Below are 23,839 nucleotides of genomic sequence, written 5' to 3' on the forward strand. Positions count from 1 at the left end.
CCGTACCTTTGCGCGGTGCAAACTTCTGATACGCCTGCCCAACCCGCCGCGCCCCGCGCCGCCGCTTTCGCCGATTTCGACTTGACCCCCGCCCTGCAAGCCGCCCTGGTGGAGCTGGGCTGGGCCGCGCCCACGCCCGTGCAGGCCGCCGTGCTGCCCTTCGTGCTGGGCGGGCACGACGTGGCCGGCCAGGCCCCCACCGGCTCGGGCAAAACCGCCGCCTATGGCCTGGGCCTGCTCCAACGCCTCGACCCCGCCGAGAACGCCGTGCAGGTGATTGTGCTGGTGCCCGCCCGCGAGCTGGCCCTGCAAGTACGCGACGCCCTGCGCCAGCTCGGCAAAACCACCCCCAACCTGCGCATCGCCTCCTACTACGGCGGCCACCCCATGCGCGACGAGCGCAAGGCGATGGAAAACCAAATGCCCCACGTCATCGTGGCCACGCCCGGCCGCCTGCTCGACCACCTGGAGCAGCGCACCTTCGTGCCCAACCAGTTGAAGGTGTTGGTGTTGGATGAGGCCGATAAGCTGCTCGACCTGGGCTTCCAGGAGGAAATGGCGACCATTGTGAGCCGCCTGCCCCAGCGCCGCCAGACGCTGCTGTTTTCGGCCACCATGCCCGACAAGGTGCTGGCGCTCGTGCGCTCACACCTGGCCCGGCCCAAGGTGGTGAACGTGGACGGCGGCGGGGCCCCCGGCACGACCGGGGCCGCCACCCTACCCGAAAACCTGCTGCTGCGCGGCCACGTGGTAAGCGCCGCCGACCAGAAACCGGCCGCTCTGTACCACGTCATCAGCCAGCCCGACGCGGGCCGTTCGCTCATCTTCGCCAACACCCGCGACCGGGTGGAGGAGCTAACCCGCTTCCTGCGCGGCCGGGGCGTGGCCGCCGAGGCCCTACACGGCAAAATGATGCAGCCCGAGCGCGACAAGGCCCTCATGAAGCTGCGCAACGGCTCGGCCACGGCCCTGGTGGCCACCGATGTAGCGGCCCGCGGCCTCGACGTGGACGAGCTGGACACGGTGGTGCAGTACGACGCCCCCGAGCAGGCCGACACCTTCCAGCACCGGGCCGGGCGCACGGCCCGCGCCGGGGCCGTGGGCACCGCCCACCTCCTCGTGACGCCCCCCGAGCAGGCCAAGCTGCAGAACTGGCCCGCCACCGCCACCGTGCAGTGGGCCCGCCTGGTTCCGCCCGCCCTGCCCACCGCCGCGCCCAAGGCCCCGCGCCCCAGCACGGTATCGCTCCACATTTCGGCCGGCAAGCGCGAGAAAATCAGCGCCGGCGACCTAGTGGGGGCCTTCGTGAGCGTGGGCGGCCTGGAGCGCGACGCCGTGGGCCGCATTGAGGTGCACGAGCACTACAGCTTCGTAGCCGTGCCCGAGGCCCAGGCCGAAGCCGTGCTGGCCAAAATGCAGAACGCCAAGGTAAAAGGCAAAAAGGTGAAGGTGGCCATCGTGCGCTAAGCGGCTGCTTAGATTAGCAAGACGCTTCCTTTATCGGTCATGCTGAACGTAGTGAAGCATCTCTCCCGCAGCAGTAATCAATGGTTAGTCAGCGGGAGAGATGCTTCACTACGTTCAGCATGACCGTTCTTTTACTCCCATACTTGCGCCAGGGCCCTGACAACAATCAACCCTTATTAGAAGACGCCGCATGAGCAGCAAACCCTGGGACGCGGTAATTATTGGCTCGGGGCCCAACGGGCTGAGCGCGGGCACCGTGCTGGCCGCCCGCGGCCTGCGCGTGCTCATCGTGGAAGGGGCCGATACGCTGAGCGCTGGCACCCGCACCCAGGAGGTCACCCTGCCCGGCTTCCGGCACGACCTGGGCTCGGCGGTACACCCGCTGGGCTACTTGTCGCCTTACTTGCAAACGTTGCCTTTGGCGAAATTTGGCCTGGAATGGGTGGTGCCGCCCGCCTCGGTGGCGCACCCACTGGACGGGCAGGAAGCAGTTCTCCTGTCCAGATCCGTTGCGGAGACGGCCCAGAACCTGGGCATCGACGCGGACGCTTACCGGGCCCTGGTCAGCCCCTTCGTGGGGCGCACCGACGAACTACTGCGCGACGTACTGAAGCCACTGGGCGTGCCGCACAGCCCGCTGCTGCTGGCCCGTTTCGGCCTGAAAGCCCTACTGCCAGCCAACTTCTTTGCCGAGCATTTCTTCCGGGGCGCCCGGGCGCGGGCCCTGTTTGCGGGGTGCGCGGCCCACAGCGTACTACCGTTCGATAAGCTGTTTACCGCCGCCATCGGCCTGCTGTTTTTGGTAACGGGGCACGCCGAGAACTGGGCGTTTCCCCGGGGCGGCGCGCAGAGCCTCAGCGATGCCCTGGCGGCTTATTTCCAAAGCCTGGGCGGCGAAATTCAGCTCTCCAAACCCATCCTGCAGTTTGAGGACTTACCCCCGGCCCGCACGTATTTGTTCGACACCGACCCGCACCAGCTGGCCCGCATTGCCCGGCACCACCTGCCGGCGGCCTACCGGCGGCGGCTGGAAAGCTTCCGGTACGGACCAGGTATTTTTAAAGTAGACTACGCTCTGAGCGGGCCCATTCCGTGGCAGGATCCGCGCTGCTTACGCGCCTCCACAGTGCATCTAGGGGGACCCATCGGCGAAATTGCCCGCAGCGAAAAAGATGCCTGGCAGGGCCACCACGCCGAAAGCCCCTACGTGCTACTCTGCCAGCAGAGCCTGTTCGACGCCACCCGGGCCCCGGCGGGCCAGCACACCGGCTGGGCCTACTGCCACGTGCCCGCGGGCTCGACGCAGGACATGAGCGCGCGCATCGACCAGCAAATTGAGCGCTTCGCCCCGGGCTTCCGCGACCTTGTGCTGGCCCGGCGCACCATGAACACGCACGCCATCCAGGCCTACAACCCCAACTACGTGGGCGGGGCCATCACGGGCGGCGCCGTGAACCTGCCGCAGCTGTTCACCCGGCCCGTGGCGCGGTTCGACCCGTACAGCACACCCAACCCAGCCCTTTTCATCTGCTCCGCGTCCACGCCGCCGGGCGGGGGCGTGCACGGCATGTGCGGCTACCACGCCGCCCAAAGCGTACTGAAACGGCTGCGGGCTTGATGACTGGCGCAATTTTAACGGCCCGGGGCCCTACTCTTTGTCCGCATTAGCGTCCTTCTCATCGATAAGCTCCTGTTCATTTGCAGCCAGAACCGCTGGCGCGGCCTCACCGCCGAGCAGCTCTTCGACGCCCACCCGGGGGCCCCGGGTACGCGTTACAGCCGGCCAACTGGGCTGGGCCGATATGGTATTCGTGATGGAAAAGTGCTACGCCGACTGCCTGCGCGAGAAGTTCCCTGGGGCCCTGGCCGGCAAGCGCCTCATCAACCTGCGCATTCCCGACAGCTACCAGTTTCAGGACGCTGCCCTGGTGGCGCTGCTGCGCGGCAAACTAGCGGAATACTGGCCGGGCCCCCAAGCATAGCGCTAGCTGGTAACCAGCAAAAAAGGCGGCCCGCTACTCGGATGAGTAGCGGGCCGCCTTTTTTGCTTCGTCAAAAATAAAGCTAACAGCTTATCGGTTAATACCCTGGATTCTGGGTCAGGCCCCAGGTTTGAACATCGTTAAGCTCGATGGGTAGCAGCGGGAAGGGATTCACGCTGGTTTCGGTGGTAACGTGGGTGAGGCAGCGGGCCCGCACGTTGTTGGTCGGGTCGGTGGGCAGTGTGGCCAAGTAGCGGCCGGTGCGCACCAAGTCCCAGTAGCGCAGGGTTTCTTCCGCCAGCTCCACACGGCGCTCGTGCCAGATGGCGGTGAGCAGGGCCTGGCCCGAGAGGCCGGCGCTGAGGGGGGGTAGGGTGCCGGCTGGCGTGTTGGCCGGGTCATAGCTCGCGGAGCCCAGGACGGTGCCCGGCGGCTTTGTAGAAGCACGGGCCCGGTCGCGCACTTGGTTCACGAGGACAATGGCTTCGCCGCTTTTGTTAAGCTGGGCGGCAGCCTCGGCCTTCATTAGCAGCACGTCGGCGTAGCGCATCTTCCGGATATTCTGGCCGCTGGCCTTGTTTTGGGGCGGGGCAATAATGGCGACTTTGCGGCTTAGATACCCCGTGTCGTTTTCGGACAGGTCAACTTTATTCAGGATACCCAGCGCAACGTCCTGGTCCTTGATGAAGGTTACGAGCCGGCGCGGGTCGTTGGGCTCAAACTCGTCGAAGAGGTTCTGGGTCGGGTTGTTGAAACCATAGCCGAAAGTCTTGCGGTTGTTCTGGAACACGTTGTTGGTCGTGCCCGTCTTTATCGGCCCATAGCCCTCGTTCGAAACGGCAAACTGAATCTCAAAAACGGACTCTGGGCCGTTCTCGGCTACTTCTTGATGAATGGCCGCGTAGTTCGGTTCCAGGCTGTATTGGCTCGACGAGATAACGGTGCTCGTTAGGTCGTACACGTCCTGCCAAGTATGGTTAGCAGCATTCACAGTACCCAGTTCATACATGATGACGCGGGCGAGGTAAGCGTTGGCGGCGCCTTTGGTCACGCGGCCCACATCGGCGGTAGCGTAAGCATTCTTTTCGGGCAGCAGGGCGGCGGCGGCCTTCAAGTCCTTCTCGATAAAGGCATAGGTGTCGGCAATGCTGGAGCGCTTAACGTTAGCAGCATCGGTCGGCAGCACGGCCCGCTCAAATAGCGGCACACCCCCGAACACCCGCACCAGGTAGAAGTAGTTATAGGCCCGGAAGAAAAGCGCCTCACCCTTGAGCCGGCCCTTGAGCACCGCATCAATGGAGCCGCCATCCACGTTATTAATCACTGTGTTGGCGCGGCCAATACCCGTATAGCTGTGCGACCAGAGCGTGGGAACAATAGTGTTGGAGGCAGTAGTATTCCAGTTTTTCATGTCCGAAAGGAGCTTAAAGTCACTGGGCGTACTACCCTTTTGAGCATCGTCGCTCAGGATATCGCCAAACATCCACTCGTACACGTGGCCGACGTAGTCGCCGTAGCCCCACTTGGGGCCCTCGTCCCACGAGGCCGCGTCGTAAATGGCGTTCACGGCCTGCACCGCGTTCACGGGGTCCGAGAAAAGGCTGGCCTGAGTAGTGGCGCCCAGGGGCTGCTTGTCCAGAAAATTCTTGCAACCCTGGGATAGCACGACCAGAGCGGTCAGGGCTAGCAGGCGTGCGGGGTAGGTAAGTTTCATGGGTTGATAGCTGATTGTTGATTGTTCTTAGTTCCTGATTTCTAATTCTTGACTCTCAGTTGCTTACTAAAGCGAATAATTTAGAGCCAGGAATCAGAAACCAGAAACAGAGAATTAAAAATTCACATTGACACCTAGGCGGTAAGTGCGTGGCTGCGGATAGTTGCCGAAGTCCACACCGTAAGCCAGCGGGTTGTTGTAGTAGCCGGAAGATGAAATTTCCGGGTCGAGGCCCGTGTACTTGGTGATGGTGAATAGATTATCTACCGATACGTATACCCGCAGGCCACCTACCTGGTACTTGGAAAGGAGGGCAGCGGGCAGGGTGTAGCCCAGCTGCATGTTGCGGGCGCGCAGGTAGCTGGCGTTCTCTACATAGCGGCTGCTGAACTGGTCGTTGCCGTTCTTGTCGTCGGCCGTCATGCGGGGCTGGTCCGAGCCGGTGTTAGTGGGCGTCCAGCGGTCAAGGCGCGAGGCGTAGAAGTTCGACCAGGTACCGGCGAAGTTGGAAGATTTCGAGAGGTCGAAGGCCGGGGCGTTGATGGCCTTTGCCCCTTGCACGCCATAGAGTAAAATCTGGAAATCGAAACCGCTGTACGTCAGGTTCAGCGATGCGCCGTAACTGAAGCTAGGGGTAGCACTACCCAGGTACGTACGGTCGGTGGGGTCAATCTTACCATCGTTGTTGACATCCTGATACTTCACGTCGCCCGGCTTAGCATTGGGCTGGATGAGCGTACCGGCGGCGTTCTTATAAGAGTCGATTTCGCCTTGGTTATGGAATACGCCTTGGGCCTGCAAGCCGTAGAAGTAGGCCACCTCGCGGCCCACGTCGGTGAGCGTGGTGTTGCCAAATTGCGCGAGCACGTTGCCGCTGGCGATGGGGCTGGCCCCACCCAGGCTGGTGATGCGGTTATTAATGGCCGTGAAATTGACGTTGGCCGTGTAGCCAAGCTTGCCTATCGCGTCGCGATAAGTCAGGGCCAGCTCTAAGCCGCGGTTGCGCAGCGAGGCCACGTTGGCCGAGGCTGGGCCCTGGCCCACATAATCGGGCACTGGCAGCAAGGCAATCATGTCTTTGGTGCGCCGCTCGAAGTAGTCAGCCGTAAACGAGAGCTTGCTATCGAGCAGGTCTAGGTCTAGGCCAATGTCGCTGGTAATAGCCGTTTCCCACTTCAGACCGGGGTTATTAAGCTGCGCCACGGCGATGCCGGGGGCCAGCGTGTTATTAAACACGTAGTTCTGCTGGTTTATCGCTACCGACGCGAAGCCGTAGCTAGGAGCGGCGTTCTGGTTGCCTACCCCCCCGTAGCTGGCCCGGAGCTTGAGCAGCGAGATGGCACTCACGCTCTTTAAGAACTTCTCGTTCGAGACGCGCCACGCGGCCCCTACCGATGGGAACACGCCCCGGCGCACGGCCGGCAAAAACTTGGAGGTTTGGTCCAGGCGCACGGTCCCGGTCAGCAGGTAGCGGTCCTTATACGCATAGTTGGCCCTGGCAAAATACGACAGCAATGAGTTATCGGTAGGCAGTAGCTGCCCGATGGTAGGCACCGGGCTACGGGCCGACGTGATGTACTGAAGGTTGGGATCGATCGGCACGTCGAAGGCCGTAATCTGCGTGCCGTTAAAGGTAGTCTGCTGCGCCTCCTGGCCCAGCGTGGCCGAGAATGAGCTGTTATCGCCCAAGTCCTTGTTGTAATTCAGGAAGTTCGACCACACGTAGCCCACCGTCTCGGTCCGCGTGTCTTGGAGCGAGCTGAGGGAGCGCTGGTCATTGGCGCCCAGGTAGTATTTGGGCAGGTAAACCCGCGGATTACCGTTGGTGTAGCGGACACCGAAGTTGGAGCGGAACGACAGCCCTTTGATGATTTTCACGTCAACATACGCATTGGTAAACAAGTCGTTGGTGTTCGTCTTATTGTACTGCTGCTCTTGGATAACGCGCGCCAGGTTGGGCGTAAAGCTCGTAATCTGGTCGTAGGCAAAGGTCCCGTCGGCGTTGTAGGGGTTAGAGAGGGGGCTGGCCGTGATGGAGGATTTGAAGAGCGAGTTACCGCCGCCGCTGTTGGCCAGCAACTGCGAGTGGGTGAAGGTGGCCGACAGCCCAGCCTTTATGTGGTCGGTCAGAACCAGGTCGTCGTTGAGGCGAACGATGTACTTTTTGAGTCCCGAACTCTTCACGATACCGTCCTGCTGGAAGTAAGCCCCACTCACCAAGTAGCGGTTCTGTTCGTTGCCACCAGCTACCGACAGGTTGTAGCTCTCAATGAGGCCGCGCTGGCTCACTAGGTCCTGCCAGTTGGTACCCTGTGCGTTTGTGGCAATGGCGTTGGGCACCTGGGCGGCCAGGTCAGCGGGAAGCGCCTTGCCCGCGTTGACGTAGGCTTCGTTTACCAGGGTCGAATACTGAGCGGCATTAGTCAGGTCCAGCTTTTTGCGAATTTGCTGAAAGCCCACGTAGCTGCTCACGTTAAACTGTGGCTTGCCCACTTTGCCGTGCTTGGTGGTGATAACCACTACCCCGTTGGCCCCGCGCGAGCCGTAGATGGCCGTGGCCGAGGCATCCTTCAGAATCTCGGTGGACTCGATGTTCTCGGGTAGTAGAAAGCTGATATCGGTGGTCAGGAAGCCGTCCACCACATACAGCGGGTCGCTGTTGTTGATGGTGCCTACCCCCCGCACCCGGATGCGGGTGCCCGAGCCCGGCTGGCCGCTGTTGGAAGTTACGTCAACACCGGCTACCCGCCCTTGCAGGGCCTGCACCGGGTCGGAAGTGGCTACCTGCGTCAGCTGCTTGCCCGTTACTGAGGCTACCGAGCCGGTAAGGTCGCTCTTGCGGGCCGTACCGTAGCCGATAACTACGACGTCGTTCAGGGACTGCGCGTTGTCGGCCAGCGTCACGTTTACGTTGCCATTGGTACCCGCCACGGGCACTTCCTGGCGCGTGAACCCAACCGAGCTGATGACCAGCACGCTGTTGGCAGGCGCCTGCAGCGTGAAGCGGCCGTCTGCGCCAGTGCTGGCACCGGTGGTGGTGCCTTTCACAATGACCGTTACGCCAGGCAGGGCCTCGCCCTTGCTGTCTTTAATTGTTCCTTGGATCGGGATCGTTTGCGCCGCTGCGCCAAAAGGCCGCAGCAACAGCGCAAACACCACGAACGCCGCAAGTAAAACGGATTTCATAAGCTGAACTTGAATTAATGAAATGATAACAACAAAAGTAGGCCTCCTTCTTGTATATATTTATAATACAAAAAGTGCAAATAAATACAAAACTTTGGCTATAGATGATAAATATAAATTACTCCGGGCTAATCCGCACGTTTGCAAACGGCTTTTTGGGGTCGAATTGATTCAGTTGGAACAAGTGCTAGAAAAAGTACTGAGCCACATCACCCACTATTTGCAAGAAAACCCGCTCTCGAAACGGGGAATTAATGCAGAATTCAGCGTTGCCAACCAGTTGTTACTGATCTTCTAGTACTTACGATAGCATCTGACGTTTCTAAGCCTGGGGTTCTCTTACGGAATTTCGGAAAGCTAAGTACCCGTTGCTAATTAGTTTGATGTAAAAAACGTCAGGCTGAGCGCAGTCGAAGTAGCTCTTGTTCGAAGTTAACTACAACATTTATAAATAGTTACGCATCATATATGCTTCGACAAGCTTGGCATGGCCGTCTGTTTTAACATAAGCTATTTACCAACGGGTACTTATCGATTTGGTTTTTAATGCTTCAGCATGCAAAACCACTTGTCTTTTTGTCCATGTGCGCGGCAATTTAACTCGTGTGTGGCAAGCATTAGATCCCAATTTAAGTAATGAAATTCCCAATTTAAGTAATGAAATTTATACACTAATTTTGAGAATTACGCCATTGGAAATAGAGTGCAACTGAATGCAGCTAAGTGCCAAACGATTGTGAAGCTGGGGGCCCTGGGTAACCCAACCCGCCCGGCTGCGTTGAGTACTACATGTCGTACTTTTTGAGCTTGGCCGTGCTGGCCGCTGTGGTCTTTGGGTTCTACCGCTACGCCACGGCCGACGGCCGCCGCCGTGCCGCCGCGTTGGCCGTGGGCTTTCCGGCCGCGTGGGGGGTCCTGCTGGCCGAAAACGTGGCCTTTTACCAGGCCCTGGGCGACGCCGAAAAGTCCCGGTTTGAGCAACGCGTGCAGCTGTTTTTGGCTGATACGCACATTACCGGGGTGCAAACCGAGGTGGACGAGCTAACGCGCCTGCTGGTGGCAGCGGCGGCCGTTATCCCCACATTTGGGTTTCCGGAGTGGACGTACGCCCACTTAGGAGAAGTGCTAGTGGTGCCCGACGCCTGGGTGCTAGGCCCCGACTCCACCCAAGAGGTGCAGCCGCTGCAAGGCACGCTGCTGGGCTCGGTGCAGCGCTTCCAAAACCAGCACTATATGCGCTTATCAAAAGCCTCTTTGCTTCAGGGCTTTGCTAACCCGCAGGACCGCCAGAACGTGGGCATCCATGAGTTTGCGCACCTGCTCGACGAGGCCGACGGCGTGATTGACGGCGTGCCCCAGGTGGCGCTGCCCGCCCGCCTGCTGGGGCCCTGGGCCGCCGTGGTACACCGCGAAATGGAAGCCTTACGGGCCGGTAAATCGGAAATCAACCCGTACGCAGGCACTAACGAAGCCGAGTTCTTCGCCGTCGTCACGGAGTACTTTTTCGAGAAGCCCGACCAATTGCAGGCCCATCACCCCGAGCTGTACGCTCTACTCACCGAGCTTTTTCACCAACGCCCCGGCGCCCACCAGGGCCCCAGCGCCGGCCCACGCCGGTGGCTGCACCAGCTGCGGGGCCCCGGCAAGTTTAGCCGCAACTCACCGTGCCCCTGCGGCAGCGGGAAGCCGTACAAGAATTGTCACGGCCCCGCCGCGGCGTAGCGCCCCGGGCCCCTTCCTACGCCGCCGTAGGCGCGGTGTAAGCCAAGCGGCGCGCCAGCACCTGGGCCACGCCTTCGAGCCGGCGCAACACGGGCTGCACCACGGCCTCGTCATCGAAATCGATTCGCTGGTTGCGCGCGGTAAGGTAGCGGGCCAAGGCGGCGTTGTCGTCGAGGGCGTGGGCGAGGTCGCGCTGGGCGTCGTCCCACTCGCCCAGTTCGCCAGCGGCGAGGTAGCGGTAGCGCAGCGCAATAGTCAGGCTCACCAGGCCGGCCAGGCGAGCCAGCACGGCTTGCTCGGCGGCCGAAAAGTGGCGGGCTTTCTTGTCGATGATGGCCAGCATGCCCAAGCGGTTGCCGTCGGCGGCTTCGAGGGCGGCGCCAGCGTAGAAGCTCAGGCCCAAGGCCTGGGCCACATCGGGCCGGATGAGGCCGCAGCTCTCGGACTTATAATCGGACATCACCACGGCGGCATCCTGCAAAATGGCGGCCGAGCACATGCTCTCGTTGCGCACCAGGCCCGGAATACCCGTAGCCCCAGAAAGGGCCTTAAACCACACAAAGTCAGCGTCAACCAGCGAAATCAGGGCGATGGGCGCGCTGAATAGCTGCGCAGCCCAAGCCGCGTAGTGGTCAAATACAGGCTCAGGGGTCGTGTTCACAATTTGGAACTGGTGCAGCGTGCGCAGGCGCGCGGCGTCGTGGCCAGGAATCAGCGAATCGGGGTAAGCGTTAGTCATTAGTTTGTCAGCAGCTAGTAATTGGCCTCGCTGGCGGGCAGGTCAATCAGGATAAATTGGGCATCTTTTTCGGCTATCATGCGCACCGTGTTTTCATCGCCGATGCGGGCTTGGTCGTTGGGGCCCAGGGCTACGCCGTTCACCACCACGCTGCCTTCTTTCACGTAAATGAAAACCAGGCGGATGGGGAAGGTTCTGAACTCAATTTCCTTGCCCGCGCCCAGGTTGGCCCAGTACACGGTGCTGTTGGAGTTCATGTACACCACGTCTTCGAGCACTTTTTGGCCGGTCACGAGCGGCACCAATTCGTTGTTATGGCGGCTGAGAAAGTCCAATTCTTTTTGCTCATAGCTGGGGGCCAGGCCGCGCTGCGTCGGCAAAAACCACAGCTGGTACAAGTGCAGGGGCTTTTCCTGGCGGTTCATTTCGGAGTGGGCCACGCCGGTGCCGGCGGTCATGCGCTGCACCTCGCCGGCTGTGATGGTGGTGCGGTTGCCCAGCGTGTCTTCGTGCGTCACCTCGCCATCGAGCACCAGCGTCACGATTTCCATTTCCGCGTGCGGGTGCTGCGGGAAGCCGTTTTGCGGGGCCAGGTAGTCGTCGTTGAACACCCGCAGGGGCCCAAAGTGCACGTTGTGGCGGTCGTGGTAGTCGGCAAACGAAAACAGAAAGTAGCTGCTCAGCCACGGGGCCGGGGCGGCGTGGTGGCGGTCGGCGGCGGGCAGGTGTTGGAGCATGGCGGGCAAAGTAGAATGAGCGGGTGAGCCACATACGCGGCGGCTGGGCGCGAAGTTAGTAAGCCCGCCGTTCGGCTCAGAATAAGCCTACTGCGCGTTAAAACAACAAAACACATTGACCGCCGCGCCGTCACTTCCGTATAGGTGGCCCGGGCGCTATTCCCGGTCTATTCCCTTATTTCCTTCCCAACCCTCTTTTATGAAAAAGTTAGCATTCGCGCTGGCAGCAGTCGCTGGCCTCGGCCTTGCTTCGTCGGCCCAAGCCCAAGGCATTCGTTTCGGTGTGAAAGCCGGCGCCAACCTGTCTAACCTAACGGGCAACCTGAACAACCAGGACATCTACAAAAATAAGTTCGGCTTCGTGGGCGGCGTAATGCTGAACGTGGGCCTGATTGACAAGGTGCTATCGTTGCAGCCCGAAGTATTGTTCTCGCAGAAAGGGTTTAAGTACGCCGATAATACGTTTACCGTGCTGGGCAATACCAACCGGTTCAGCGGCAACAGCACTTATAATTACATCGACGTGCCGGTGCTGCTGAAAGTCCGCGCCGCGGGCCTGTTTTTCGAGGCCGGCCCGCAGTACAGCTACTTGCTGAACGTGCGCGACAACGCCAGCTACACCGTCAACGGCAGCAACGTGTCTAGTTCGGCCGCCAACCAAAACCTCGACAATGTGCGCCGCAACGAAATCGGCTACGCGGCGGGCTTGGGCTACGAGGCGTCCAACGGCTTCCTGATCGACGTGCGCTACAACGGCTCGTTCACTGATTTCGCCAAGGATGGCTACAACGGCTCGAACCAGGACCTGCGCAACGCCCGCAACTCGGTGTTCCAGGCCTCGATTGGTTACCTGCTGAGCAGCAAATAATTCCGCCAGCCCACCGCCGCAACGCCCCGGGGCCCTCGTGCAGGGGCCCGGGGCGTTGCTTTTTTTATCTCCTTTTCCCCTCCCCCACGCCATGCACCACCGTTTGCAGCTACTCGCCTTGGCGGCCCTGCTCAGCACCGCCGCCGGGGCCCCCGCCCTAGCCCAAGACAAGCCGGTTAAGGAAGCCAACAAGCTCAACAAAAAGCGCATTAAGGCGGGCGCCGTCAACCCGTCCCTCACCAAAGCGCAGCTCAAGTACGACGCAGAATTTGCCACGGCCGCCACCAGCGACAACCTGCTGGCTTCGGCCCTGAGCGCCCTAGCCGCGCAAAAGGCCACCGCCCTGGAAATAAAAGATTTTGGCAAGAAAACTGACGCCGACTACACCGAGCTGCAGAGCCAGCTGCAAGCCGTGGCCGACCGCACGGGCCTGATGCTGCCCAGGATGATGAGCCACGACAACCGAAAAACCTACGATGACGTGGACGACCGCAAGTACCTGGGGTTCGATAAAAAATACCTCCGCGACCTGGGCGAGCTGCACGAGCGCGCCATCAAGCGATGCGTGGAGGCAGCCGAGAAGGTAGCTACGCCGGAGCTGCGCACCTACGCCGCCGAAACTTTGCCCAAGCTGCGCGAGCACGCCGCCCACATTGCCGAACTGTTCAAGCGCGCCAACGACCGGAAGTAGGCAAAGTTGCTTCCCTCAAAACCGCACAGAAACCTAAAAAGCCCCGGCAGTATCGGGGCTTTTTTTGGTAGCGGGCCAGCGGCCGGGGCGGGACCCTACGCGTTGCGCAGCTCGGTTACTTGCTGTTGTAGGTCGGCTACCACGCTGGCCAGGCGTTCGAGCGAGAGTTCGGCGGCCGGGAAGTGGCTGCTGATGTAGCACTTGGCTTCCCAGATTTCGAGGGCTTCGGCCCCGGGCAGGTCGTAGGGTTGGTAGCGGGGGTTGTCGGAGTGCAGGGCCAGGGCCCCGGCGGGCCGCGCCTTGCGGAACACGCGCTTAAACACGATGCCGTCGCGCGGGCTCACTATCACGCAAGGCGTGCCGTCCTTCAGGTTGGCCATTTCCTCCACGTAGCGGCCCACCACTACGGTACCGCTCACCAGAGGCAGCATCGAATCGCCCGAAATCTCGAAGGCGCGGTAGCTGCCCGTGGCCGGCAGCATAGGCAACCGAAACCGCGGCAGCTCGCCCAAGTACTCGGGGTCGGCGTAGCCGTTGAGGTAGCCGGCGGCGGCTTTGTGGGGCACCAGCTCGATGTTTTCGTTCTGGTCCTTGTCCACGGTCAGGGCCAGGATGCGGAGCTGGCCGCCGGCCGGCGGCTCGGGGTCGTCGTCGTCGCTGCCGGCCGGGGTGGGCTCCAGCTGGCGCATGGTGGCGGCGGCTTTGGCATTTTTGCGCTTGCTAAAGTCGGTGGTTACCAACTGGTCAAGCGAAATACCGAACAGGCGGGCCATGTTCACGAGCGTGGCCATGCGCGGCTCAGCGCGGCCTTCCTCGTAGGCACCCACCAAGGAGCGTTTGATGCCCAGCTTCTCCGCAATTTGGGCCTGGGTGAGGGCCAGCTCGCGCCGCCAGAATTTTAAGTTCGTGTTTATCATCGGGAAAGGGTGCAGCCGGGAGGAGACGCGGAACGGGGCGTTCGGGCTGGTGAAGTTAGCAACGCGCCCGCAAAGTTACTAATTCCGTTAGCGAACATTTTTATAGGGGGCCAAGTATTTTTTTGCCCGGCTACTCCACCACCAAGCTGGGCCGCAGTAAATCAGCCTGGTTCGGGCTTTCAGTTACTTGCGCTCCGGGGCCCTGACAGTAGAATGGCATCCAAATCAATTGGTTTTAGCTAGTGAGGGCGAACCTCTGCGCAGCGCGAAAATCGCACCGACTCCGCCGAAACTTCAGAGCCGACGGATACGGGCCTTCCGTACTCCAACCGTGGTAAATGCTCCAGACAAGTCCGGCAGCCGGGTGCGTAGCAGTTCAAGCAGCTCGGCAGTTTCCTTAAAATGATACCACAGAGAGATTACGCTGGTATCGCGGACGCCGTGGGCAAACACCCATTCGCCAAAATCCTTGTCTTCCGTCAGAATGAGGCGCGGCGGATTACGAGAAAGCGCAATGATTGCTTCGTCGCTGAGACTGCAGTGTGATTCATAGACGGAATTACACCGCGTAACCAGCCGTACACAACGCAGCAATCGAGCTATGATTAACGTTCTCATTGGCCATAATCATGCGGCCAGCCCGATAATCTCTTCTTGCGAAAGCAAGGCCGCCGCATACGCCAGCGCCGCGTGAACATCAGCTTCTTCCAGCTGCGGATACATCTGAAGCAAATCGGCGACGGTGGCCCCTTCCGACATTTTACGCAGCAGCAATTCCACCATTAGCCGTGTACTGCGCACGACGGGTTTGCCCAGCATGACTTCATGGCTGGCAGTAATGCGGGTGGAGAGCACAGGTTGCGTATTATAAATGAGCAGAAAATTCCTGGTGTATCCCTCGAAGCCCATGCATTTGGGCGTTGCGCCTATCCTCGTAATATATGATATGCAACATTAATGCAACCAACGCTTTAGCAAGCCCAATTACCCCCCCTACTTCCGCAGCCGGATGCCCGCCAGGCGCAGCTGGAAGTAGTCATACTTCTCGCGCAGGTGGTCGAACAAGTCGCGTAGCGCGGGGGCCCCGCCGAGCTGGGTGCGGGCGGCGGCAATTTCGGCCAGTTGGGTATCGGTCACGAACTCCTCCAGGCGCAGGGCCAGGCCCTTGGTGTAGGCGCGCTCCAGGTGGACCTTAACGGTGCTTTCGGCCAGGCCGCGCTGCTCGGCAATTTGCAAAGGACTGAGGCCCTGGCGGTGCAGCTGGAAGGTAGCATCCTCCGAGTCGTTGACGGCGGCAGGATCAGCGGGCGCTTTGGTGGGCTTGTCCGCTTTAGGACGCGCCGTGGGGCCCCCAAAAGCTAGCTCGTCGTCGCCAGCGGGCACGTTGCGCGGGGGCCCGTGCTGCACAATGGCTTGGATAAACACCTCGCCGTAGGTCTCAAATTTCTTCATGCCCACGCCCGACACGGCCAGCATGGCCATGCGGCTGGTGGGCTGCTCCTGGGCCATTTCCTGCAAAGTGGCGTCGCTGAACACCACGTAGGGCGGCACGCCCTGCTCATCGGCCAGCTGCTTGCGGAGCTGGCGTAGGTGCTCGAACAGCCGCGCCTCGGGCGAGCCGGTAGCGGCGGCTTCGGTGGCGGCTTTGCGGCTGGCGCGGGTGGGCTTCTCGGCCTTCTCGGCGGGCTGGAACTTCTTGAGCGGCAGTGGCAGCTCGCCCTTGAGTACTTCGTAGCCGCGGGGCGTAATTTTCAGCGCGTAGCCTTCCTCGTAGGCGATGTAGAACAGGCCGTCGTTCAGCATCTGGTGCACGTAGCTGTACCAATCGAGGTAGGGCAAATCGGCGCCCGCGCCGTAGGTTTTGATCTGGTCGTAGCCCCCGGCGATGACCGCTTGGTTGCGCATACCACGTAGCACATCGATGAGCAGCGTGACGCTGAGCCGCTCGCGGGCCCGCGCCACCGCCGACAGCGCCTTCTGGGCCAGCAGCGTACCGTCGAAAGTGGTGGGCGGGTTGCGGCAGATGTCGCAGTTACCGCAGTCGTGCGCCAGCGTTTCGGAGAAGTAGTGGAGCAGGATTTTGCGGCGGCAGCTGGCGGCTTCGGCAAACTGCTGCATGCGCTCGAGCTTGGCCGTGTTGAGCTGGGCCTGGCGCGCGGGCACGTCCCGGGTCACCATCTCGCGCATCTGCATCACGTCGGCAAAGCTGTAGAACAAGATGGCCGTGCTGGGGGCCCCATCGCGCCCGGCGCGCCCGATTTCCTGGTAGTAGCCCTCGATATTTTTGGGCAAATTGTAGTGCATCACCCAGCGCACGTTGCTCTTGTCGATGCCCATGCCGAAGGCGATGGTGGCCACAATCACCTGCACGTCGTCCTGCAAAAAGGCCTCCTGGGCCGCGCTGCGCTGGTTAGGCGTGAGGCCGGCGTGGTAGTGCGCCGCCTTGATGCCCTTCTGCTGGAGCTTCTGGGAAATGGTTTCGCAGGTTTTGCGCGAGAGGCAGTAGATGATACCGGGGTCCTGCGGGTGGCGGGTGATGTAGTCCACCACCGAGCCCACGCGGTCCTGCCCAGGCCGCACAATGAGGTTGATGTTGGGCCGGTCGAAGCTCGACAAAAACACCTTAGGCTCGTGCAGGTTGAGCTGGGTGATGATGTCGCGCTTGGTAAGGCGGTCGGCGGTGGCCGTCAGGGCCACGATGGGCGTGCTGGGAAACTGCGTGCGCAGGGCCCCCAGCTTAGTATACTCGGGCCGAAAATCGTGGCCCCAGCTCGAAATACAGTGCGCCTCGTCGATGGCAAACAGGCTAATGTTCACCCGCGTCAAAAACTGCATGAAGCCCTCCGACAGCAGCTTCTCGGGGCTGACGTACAGTAGCTTAAGGTGCCCGCTGACAGCCGCCCGGGCAATGTCGTTGGCCTCGTTTTGGCCTACGCTGGAGTTGATGAAGGCCGCGGCGATGCCGTTGCCTTTCAGTGCCTCCACCTGGTCCTTCATTAGTGCAATGAGCGGCGACACCACCACGCACAGGCCCTCACTGACCACGGCCGGCACCTGGAAGCACACCGACTTGCCCCCGCCGGTGGGCATGAGCACCACCGTATCCTGGCCCGCCAGCACGCTCTGGATGATGTCGGCCTGCATGGGCCGGAAATTGTCGTAGCCGTAGTAGCGTTTCAGGGCCCGGCGGGCGGCGGGCAGGAGTTCGGCGGCGGCAGTCAGGGTATCGGGCATAACGTTTGGGGGAACCTCACGAGCCCCCCAGGGAGCCGGCCCCCGGTTCGCTTCCAGCCGCGAAGCCAAAAAAGAGGGGGGGAGCCTAACGACTCGTTGGCGGGTGGTTGGGAGCAGGTATTTTTGAATGGTAGCCAGCACCTGGGGAGGCTGGTGTAGGACTTGTTGGTTGGTAAAACGCAGTTCGCAGTATCCTAATTCCGTTAGCGTGAAGATACGGTCCGCGTCGTATTCAGCTTGCTCAGCGATGTGGTGCATTTCCCCATCAACTTCGGCAAGTTAGGCAAGTGGCAGCGCAGGCGTAATTTTGGGGGATGGATTTACCAGTAACTGAAAAAAAGCGGCGGCGTACGTAGCGAGCTACAGCCCGTTTTTCCAGCCACGTCTGCATGGCCAACTCACTCATTGTCAGCAATATTTTAAGAGTTTATTTCACGCTTGCCGAAGCAATGTGGAGCGCATGGACGAACGCCTGCCCGATTCGAACTATAATGCCCTGCACCACTTTATCAGCGTCTCTAGCTGGAATGGAGCGGCCGTAATGGACGAAGTAGCCCGGCGGGTGCAAGCCAGTCTGGCCCTGCTCGGCGGCGAACAGGGCTTGCTGCTCGATGAGTGCAGCTGGGAGAAGGTGGGGCATAAGAGTGTGGGCGTCGCCCGTCAGTATATCGGGCAGGTGGGCGTGTTCGCCGTGCTCTGCCGGGGTATCCACGCGGGGCTGGTGGGCGGGTACCTGTACCCGCCCACGGCCTGGAGTACGGATGCGGCCCGTTGTGCACAGGCCCGCATTCCGGCCGCTGTCCAGAGCTACCGCAGCAAGCCCGCGTTAGCGGCGGAACTGGTCAAGCACTTGTTTGGCAGCGGGTTAGCAGGGACCGACTGGGTGGGAGGCGACGCGGCCTGCGGCAACTCGCCCGCCCTGCGTCAGACGCTGGAAGACCGCCAGCAGGCGTGTGTGCTCGACGTTGGGCCGGGCCTGGGCCGGCCAGTGCCTGGCGGTGCTGCACGTATCGGACGGGACGCAAAGGCCCCTTGCAACGCGAAGCGGTGCGCTTACCGGTCTGGCGCTGGGAGCCGGAGCGGCAACAGGCCCAGGCCCTGCAGCTGCTGATTTCCCGCGAGTTAGATGGGTCGCAGGTCAAATATAGCTTATGCTATACCCCGCCTGGCAGACCAGCGTCGGCCGGGGCTCAGGCCCTGTACCAGCAGATGCAGCGCTACTGGATTGAGCGCGTGTTTCAGGAAGCTAAGCAGCAACTCGGCCTGCACCAGAACCAGACCCGCCACTGGCCTGCCTGGCAGCACCACGTGGCCCTAACGATGCTGGCGCTGCATTTTATGCTGGCGGCCCAACTCGAAGGCCATGAAACGATTCCCTATTTATCCTTTACCAGCCTCAAACTGATGCTGGCCCAAAAGCTGCAAAATTTGCTGCACGAGGATGAGGCGCTGTTAGCTGCTGTGCGCAAACGCGCGGCTTACGCCGCCCCTAAACCCACCGTAAAACCGCCTACCTAACTTGCCAAAGTAGAGTTAGGTAACCTGGGCCAACCCGGGGCCCTGGTCTACACGGTGGCCGGCGCTGAAGTACTGAGTAGCGTGACCCTGCTGGTACCGCGCTTCACGTGGCTGGCGGCGGCCGGGCTGGTCATCGCCGTAGCGGGCGCAGCGGAGATGCACGCCACCAAAATCCCCGGCGGGCGGGCAACCATAGTGCTGTTAGTACTTATTGTTCTACGCCGGCCTGCCCTGGCCCAGCCGGCAAGCAGCCGGCAAAAAACGTTGGGGCGGCGGGGGCCCCACGCGGAGCCCCCGCCGCCCCAAAGGGCTACGCTTCCTAAAACCAGTTACTTGCTGAACCGGTAAGCGCTGGTGGTGCCGCCGCCACTCACCGTGAGGAGGTAGAGGCCGGCGGCGGGCAGCTGGGCCGTGGGCACCCGCAGCTCCTGCGCCGGCTCGGCCAGCGTGCGGCGCTCCTGCCACACCACGCGGCCGGTACCGTCGAGCACCCGCAACTCGACGGGCCCCGCCAGGGGCTGGGCAAAGCGCAGGGTTACTTCGGTGGTGGCGGGGTTGGGGTAGAGGGTGGCCGCGCCGGGGGCCGTGTTCAGCACGGCTTCGACGGGGCTCAGGTGCGCGCTACCATTGTAATCCACCTGCCGCAGGCGGTAGTACGACTGGCCGGCCAGCGGCATCGGGTCGAGGTAGGCGTAGGCGCGCCGCTGGGTGCTGGTGCCGCTGCCGGGCAACTGGCCCACAGCGGCAAAATCGCGCCCGTCGGCGCTGCGCTCCACAGCAAAGTGCGCGCAGTCGCGCTCCGAAGCGGTTTCCCAGCTCACGCGCACCCCGCTCTTTTGCAGGGCCGCCCCGAAGCGGGCCAGCTCCACGGGTAGGGGCTGCACCAGCACGATGGCAGCAACAGCTACGCAGCCGCTGCCGTCGTAGGCCACGTTGTAGGCGTGGCCCTGGGCCAACAGGCCCACGGCGTAGGAGTTCACCGTTTTGGTATCACCCGACAGGACCCCCGTCGGTACGCCCGCGGTGCCCCACTTGTGGGCCCCCGAGGCGCTGTTGTTGCCGATGGGGTTGCGGATGGGCTTGGAGAAGTTAGGGTCCAGGTTGGTGTCGTCGTAGAACAAGAAATCGATGAAGCCGTTGTTGTTGCCGGGCCGCACCGCGCGCACCGTGATGCCCGCAGCGTCAGCCGCTTCGCAATCGTACATCGGGAAGTTGACGGGCCCTACCCCGCTGGAAAACACCAGGTTGATGGTACCCGCTGGCATGCGCGCGCCAGTATCGGTAGTGCCGTCCCACACGAAGGTGTTGGCCGTGGGCGAGGCCGTGGTTTGCCGCTCCAGCACGCGGTCGGCGGCTGCCTCGTAGGTCTGGTTGTTGTTGCCGTCGATGAACACGATACCAAACCCAGCCTGGTCCATGGCCAGCGTGAAAGTGGTGGTTTGGTTCGGGGCCGTGCCCGAGCAGGCGGTGGTCACCGTGGGCGAGTTGGGCGCCGTCGTCGATGGGTACACGGCATTGTCCGGGTCGTTCACGAACATCTTGTACTGCGCATAGCCCAAGCTAGCCCCGCTGGTGGGCTGGCTCTTGCGCCTGGCCTTGTAGTCGCCGGTTACGCTGGTACCAAACTCGTTGGCCGTTACTAACATGCCGTACGGACTGATACGCGAGTAGCTCACCTGCTTCACGAAGAAGTCGGCACCGCCGAAGTTCGGGTTGGGGATGAGCGGGTATAGGACGAAGGTGGTGGCGAACTGGTTGTTGAAGGTGGCCCCTGTGAACGACCACGCCGAGGAATACAGCCGCCCTTTCTTCTCGCCGCGCCGGGCCACGGTGGCATTCGCGTCGTCGCGCACCGTAAAGTCCCAGCAGTCGTACCACGCCTTGCTTGTGGCCACTTTGCCGGCGCTATCCACTTGCTCAAACTCGACCCATACTTCCTGGGCCGCGCCGGTGGTATTTTCAAATACCAATGGGTTGTAGCCACCGGCGGGGGCGGAGGCCGTGCCGGCCACGTCCGTGTACATGGGCCCCACGGCGGCCTGCTCGGGCGTGGCAATTACGCCCCGGGCCGCCGCCAGGGTAGCGCTGTTGGTATTAACGCCAGTGGCCGGCTCCAGAATGGTTGAGGCCCCCAAAGTGCCGGTGCCGTACTTCACCTCTAGCTGCAGGCGGCTGTTGGCGTTGCCGGCGTTGGTGCGGCGCAAGCCATAGTACAGCTTTTCCCCGGGCTCCAAGTGTACGTAGAGGCGTTCGAGGCTAGCGACTGTGGCGTTAGGCTTGAGGAAGTTACCGGAGTTAGCCCCGTCATCGTGCTGCAAATAGCCGATGTAATTATTGACGCCCGTGGCCGTGCCCCGGTTGCCGGTGCCCGGTGTAATGTCCTTCGAACCCTCCGCGTAGGCCAGCGCCGGCAGTAAGCCCGCAAGCAGCAGCGCCGTTTTCAGCGACCGCACAGTTATTCTATAAGTACAATTTTGCATAAAAATGACAAGTAGCATTTAAAGATATTTACTGAACCAAAAAGTAGATAAAGCGCAAAAAAAGTAGACCCACTAGGCACAAAGCTACCGTCAGCAATGATAAGCTAAAATTAATAAAGTTATAAAAAGGTACCATATGAAATTAATTTGAGATTTTATTTCATAATAAAATGATATTTACGAATTAACTAGGCTTTGATGGGTACAATAATATATCCTAATCTAAAGATAGATACTGTCCCCTACCTAATTAATAGCATTAGTCGAAATATTTATTTGATAAATCCTACTTAAACTTGCCCGCCGACCATCCTGTTACTTGAAGCTTACCCAATGGGAGCCGCGCGGCTGGCTGCTTACAGCCCCGTAGCCCTTGCCTGCCTTGTACCTTGCGCGGGCTTCCCAACCGGCCCCCGGGCCCTCACTCTTCACCGTCCGCAGGCCGCTGGGCCTTACCGAATGCAATTACTTTTTAGCTACCTCCGGCGCTACTGGGGCCTGCTGGCCCTGGCCCTGGTGCTGGCCACCGTCAACCAGGTTTTCTCGCTGCTCGATCCCTACATTTTTCGTAAGCTGGTGGACCAGTTCACGGCGCGCTACCCCGACATGAGTGGGATGCGGAGCGTGCCATTCGGACCATTTTTTCGGGAGGCCATTCCGCTGCTGGCCATGATGTTGGGCGTGGCCATGGTGTCGCGCATTGCCAAGAATTTTCAGGATTACTACGTCAACGTTATCACGCAACGGCTCGGGGCGACCATGTACTCCGATGGCTTGCGGCACTCACTCGATTTACCCTACCAGGTGTTTGAGGACCAGCGCTCGGGCGAGACGCTGGGCAAGCTTCAGAAGGTACGCCTCGACGTGGAGAAACTGATACAAAGCTTTGTGAACGTGCTGTTTACGGCGCTTGTGGGCATCATCTTCGTGATGTGGTACGCCATTAGCGTGTACTGGCCCATTGCGCTGGGCTATTTCCTCACCATTCCGCTGCTGGGTATTCTGAGCTTTGCCCTCAGCAAGCGCATCAAGGTGATTCAAAAGACCATTGTGGCCGAAACCACTTCGCTGGCCGGCGCCACCACCGAGAGCCTGCGCAACATTGAGTTGATAAAGAGCCTGGGCCTAGCTCAGCAGGAAACCGACCGCCTCAACGGCATCACCGGCAAAATCCTGAAACTGGAGCTGCGCAAGGTGCGCTACCTACGCTCGCTGAGCTTCGTGCAGGGCACGTTCGTAAATTTATTGCGCAACGTTATCATCTTATTGCTCTTGTACTTGCGGGTACAGAATCACATCAGCCTGGGCGAGTTTTTCTCGTTCTTCATCTACTCGTTCTCCATCTTCGGGCCGTTGCAAGAATTTGGCACCATCATCGGCAACTACCGCGAGTCGGAGGCGTCGCTGGCTAATTTCCAGAAGATCCTCGACACCCCGCGCGACGTAAAGCCCCTGCACCCGGTCGAAATCAACAAGATTGAAACACTAGCCTTTGAGGACGTGCGCTTCAAGCACCTGAGCGCCGACGTGCCCGCCCTGGATGGCATTTCCTTCGGCGCAAAGCTGGGCGAAACCATTGCCTTCGTGGGGCCCTCGGGCTCGGGCAAAACCACGCTCGTGAAGCTACTTGTGGGCCTGTACCCGCCGCTGGCCGGCCGCATCCTCTACAACGGCGTGCCCAGCACCGACGTGGACCTCGACGCCCTGCGCGAGCAAATCGGGTTCGTGACGCAGGACACGCAGCTTTTTGCCGGCACCATCCGCGAGAACCTGCGCTTCGTGGCCCCCCGCGCCACCGACGAGGAGTGCCTGCGGGCCCTGCACGAAGCGGCCGCCGATACGCTGCTAGCCCGGGCCCCCCAGGGCCTCGACACGGTACTCGGCGAGGGCGGCGTGAAGGTATCGGGCGGCGAAAAGCAGCGCCTCAGCATCGCCCGGGCCTTATTGCGCCGCCCCACTCTACTCGTGTTCGACGAGGCCACTTCGGCCCTCGACTCGCTTACGGAGGAGGAAATCGGGCGCACGGTGCGCGAGCTCTCGGGCTCACGCCAGCACATCACTATCCTCATCGCCCACCGCCTCAGCACCGTTTTACACGCCGACCGCATCTTAGTGCTCGAACGCGGCCACGTGGCCGAAGCCGGACGCCACGACGAGCTGCTGGCCAGCAAAGGCCTGTACTACGCCATGTGGCGCCAGCAAATTGGCGAGCGGGCCCCCGCGCTGGCCAAGGCCTAGAGCGATTTTCAGGTCCGTACACAGCCTGGTTGCTGCCGGTCTGTCGGCTTTTTTAGCCGGCCGACCGCTTGTCGTCAGGGAGAACAAACGGAGGCTGGTCAACCGGTCGGCCGGCTGAAAAAGCCGGTGGACTGGACCGTATACGGACCTGAAAACTACTCTAGGCGCGGCAACTGGTTGTGCCAGCGTGTTTTTCAGGCCCACATGCAGCAGTAGAAACTTCCACAAAGCCCTTGCTCTTGAAGAACGGTTTTTCGGCAGCGGCCGCAGGGCCCCCGGCGAGGGTTTCGCGTTTGTGCGCGGTGCCGGGCGCCGGGGCCTGCGCCGGGGCGACCAGACTGGCAGC

The 23,839-nt window shown here is 61.1% G+C and carries 18 protein-coding genes and 1 pseudogene; 9 read left to right on the forward strand and 10 right to left on the reverse strand.

Going from position 1 to position 23,839, the window contains the following annotated elements:
* The first annotated feature begins 15 nt into the window (after positions 1 to 15).
* From DDQ68_RS07445 to DDQ68_RS23435, 3 genes are all read left to right on the forward strand, one after another.
* On the forward strand, positions 16 to 1,467 hold the full coding sequence (locus DDQ68_RS07445) for a DEAD/DEAH box helicase (protein WP_109655732.1): 1,452 nt from the start codon (positions 16 to 18) through the stop codon (positions 1,465 to 1,467).
* A 190-nt stretch (positions 1,468 to 1,657) separates the two neighbouring features.
* Complete coding sequence (locus tag DDQ68_RS07450; protein ID WP_109655733.1) at positions 1,658 to 3,085, forward strand: phytoene desaturase family protein; 1,428 nt, start codon at positions 1,658 to 1,660, stop codon at positions 3,083 to 3,085.
* A gap of 196 nt (positions 3,086 to 3,281) precedes the next feature.
* Positions 3,282 to 3,449 carry a hypothetical protein gene (locus tag DDQ68_RS23435; protein ID WP_211320241.1) on the forward strand — a complete coding sequence of 56 codons (168 nt, stop codon included), beginning with the start codon at positions 3,282 to 3,284 and terminating at the stop codon, positions 3,447 to 3,449.
* Between the two features lie 97 nt (positions 3,450 to 3,546).
* Here DDQ68_RS23435 and DDQ68_RS07460 read toward each other — a convergent pair whose 3' ends face one another.
* Together DDQ68_RS07460 and DDQ68_RS07465 are read right to left on the reverse strand one after the other, a co-directional pair.
* The gene (locus DDQ68_RS07460; protein ID WP_109655734.1) at positions 3,547 to 5,163 is read right to left on the reverse strand and encodes a RagB/SusD family nutrient uptake outer membrane protein; all 1,617 of its coding nucleotides are present in this window, start codon (positions 5,161 to 5,163) and stop codon (positions 3,547 to 3,549) included.
* A gap of 114 nt (positions 5,164 to 5,277) precedes the next feature.
* Positions 5,278 to 8,349, reverse strand: a complete 3,072-nt coding sequence (locus DDQ68_RS07465) for a SusC/RagA family TonB-linked outer membrane protein (protein WP_109655735.1) — start codon at positions 8,347 to 8,349, stop codon at positions 5,278 to 5,280.
* 789 nt (positions 8,350 to 9,138) lie between these two features.
* Between DDQ68_RS07465 and DDQ68_RS07470 the strand changes: the two genes are divergently transcribed.
* Positions 9,139 to 10,071: a zinc-dependent peptidase gene (locus tag DDQ68_RS07470; protein ID WP_109655736.1), complete on the forward strand. Its 933-nt coding sequence runs from the start codon at positions 9,139 to 9,141 to the stop codon at positions 10,069 to 10,071.
* A 16-nt stretch (positions 10,072 to 10,087) separates the two neighbouring features.
* Here the strand turns inward: DDQ68_RS07470 and DDQ68_RS07475 are convergent, their stop codons facing one another.
* The gene (locus DDQ68_RS07475) at positions 10,088 to 10,810 is read right to left on the reverse strand and encodes a GAF domain-containing protein (RefSeq protein ID WP_109655737.1); all 723 of its coding nucleotides are present in this window, start codon (positions 10,808 to 10,810) and stop codon (positions 10,088 to 10,090) included.
* A gap of 14 nt (positions 10,811 to 10,824) precedes the next feature.
* Positions 10,825 to 11,547, reverse strand: coding sequence for a pirin family protein (locus tag DDQ68_RS07480; protein ID WP_109655738.1), 723 nt, complete (start codon positions 11,545 to 11,547; stop codon positions 10,825 to 10,827).
* A gap of 199 nt (positions 11,548 to 11,746) precedes the next feature.
* Between DDQ68_RS07480 and DDQ68_RS07485 the strand changes: the two genes are divergently transcribed.
* The gene (locus DDQ68_RS07485) at positions 11,747 to 12,415 is read left to right on the forward strand and encodes a porin family protein (RefSeq protein WP_109655739.1); all 669 of its coding nucleotides are present in this window, start codon (positions 11,747 to 11,749) and stop codon (positions 12,413 to 12,415) included.
* 91 nt (positions 12,416 to 12,506) lie between these two features.
* The gene (locus DDQ68_RS07490) at positions 12,507 to 13,106 is read left to right on the forward strand and encodes a DUF4142 domain-containing protein (protein ID WP_109655740.1); all 600 of its coding nucleotides are present in this window, start codon (positions 12,507 to 12,509) and stop codon (positions 13,104 to 13,106) included.
* A gap of 95 nt (positions 13,107 to 13,201) precedes the next feature.
* On the opposite strand, the gene DDQ68_RS07495 is transcribed toward DDQ68_RS07490, so the two are convergent.
* The 5 genes and pseudogenes from DDQ68_RS07495 to DDQ68_RS24680 form a co-directional block, all read right to left on the reverse strand.
* Positions 13,202 to 14,023 (reverse strand): LexA family transcriptional regulator, encoded by an 822-nt coding sequence (locus DDQ68_RS07495; RefSeq protein WP_109655741.1) that lies wholly within the window; start codon positions 14,021 to 14,023, stop codon positions 13,202 to 13,204.
* 294 nt (positions 14,024 to 14,317) lie between these two features.
* Positions 14,318 to 14,641 carry a DUF5615 family PIN-like protein gene (locus DDQ68_RS24675; protein WP_369076532.1) on the reverse strand — a complete coding sequence of 108 codons (324 nt, stop codon included), beginning with the start codon at positions 14,639 to 14,641 and terminating at the stop codon, positions 14,318 to 14,320.
* Between the two features lie 9 nt (positions 14,642 to 14,650).
* Positions 14,651 to 14,932 (reverse strand): DUF433 domain-containing protein, encoded by a 282-nt coding sequence (locus tag DDQ68_RS07500; protein ID WP_109655742.1) that lies wholly within the window; start codon positions 14,930 to 14,932, stop codon positions 14,651 to 14,653.
* A gap of 84 nt (positions 14,933 to 15,016) precedes the next feature.
* Positions 15,017 to 17,257, reverse strand: a complete 2,241-nt coding sequence (gene recQ / locus DDQ68_RS07505; RefSeq protein WP_245897366.1) for a DNA helicase RecQ — start codon at positions 17,255 to 17,257, stop codon at positions 15,017 to 15,019.
* A gap of 174 nt (positions 17,258 to 17,431) precedes the next feature.
* Positions 17,432 to 17,515, reverse strand: a pseudogene (locus DDQ68_RS24680) (hypothetical protein); the annotation flags it as partial.
* Between the two features lie 202 nt (positions 17,516 to 17,717).
* On the opposite strand from DDQ68_RS24680, the gene DDQ68_RS24685 reads away from it, so the two are divergent.
* Positions 17,718 to 18,368 carry a transposase gene (locus tag DDQ68_RS24685; RefSeq protein ID WP_109655744.1) on the forward strand — a complete coding sequence of 217 codons (651 nt, stop codon included), beginning with the start codon at positions 17,718 to 17,720 and terminating at the stop codon, positions 18,366 to 18,368.
* Positions 18,305 to 18,775: a hypothetical protein gene (locus DDQ68_RS07515; RefSeq protein ID WP_162549647.1), complete on the forward strand. Its 471-nt coding sequence runs from the start codon at positions 18,305 to 18,307 to the stop codon at positions 18,773 to 18,775. The genes DDQ68_RS24685 and DDQ68_RS07515 overlap by 64 nt, the downstream gene beginning before the upstream one ends.
* Positions 18,776 to 19,104: 329 nt before the next feature.
* Here the strand turns inward: DDQ68_RS07515 and DDQ68_RS07525 are convergent, their stop codons facing one another.
* A complete protein-coding gene (locus DDQ68_RS07525) occupies positions 19,105 to 21,228 on the reverse strand; it encodes a T9SS type A sorting domain-containing protein (protein WP_162549919.1) in 2,124 nt (707 codons plus the stop codon).
* 486 nt (positions 21,229 to 21,714) lie between these two features.
* Between DDQ68_RS07525 and DDQ68_RS07530 the strand changes: the two genes are divergently transcribed.
* Positions 21,715 to 23,493 carry an ABC transporter ATP-binding protein gene (locus tag DDQ68_RS07530; protein WP_109655748.1) on the forward strand — a complete coding sequence of 593 codons (1,779 nt, stop codon included), beginning with the start codon at positions 21,715 to 21,717 and terminating at the stop codon, positions 23,491 to 23,493.
* The last annotated feature ends 346 nt before the right edge of the window (positions 23,494 to 23,839 follow it).

This window comes from Hymenobacter nivis, assembly GCF_003149515.1.
GTDB lineage: Bacteria > Bacteroidota > Bacteroidia > Cytophagales > Hymenobacteraceae > Hymenobacter > Hymenobacter nivis.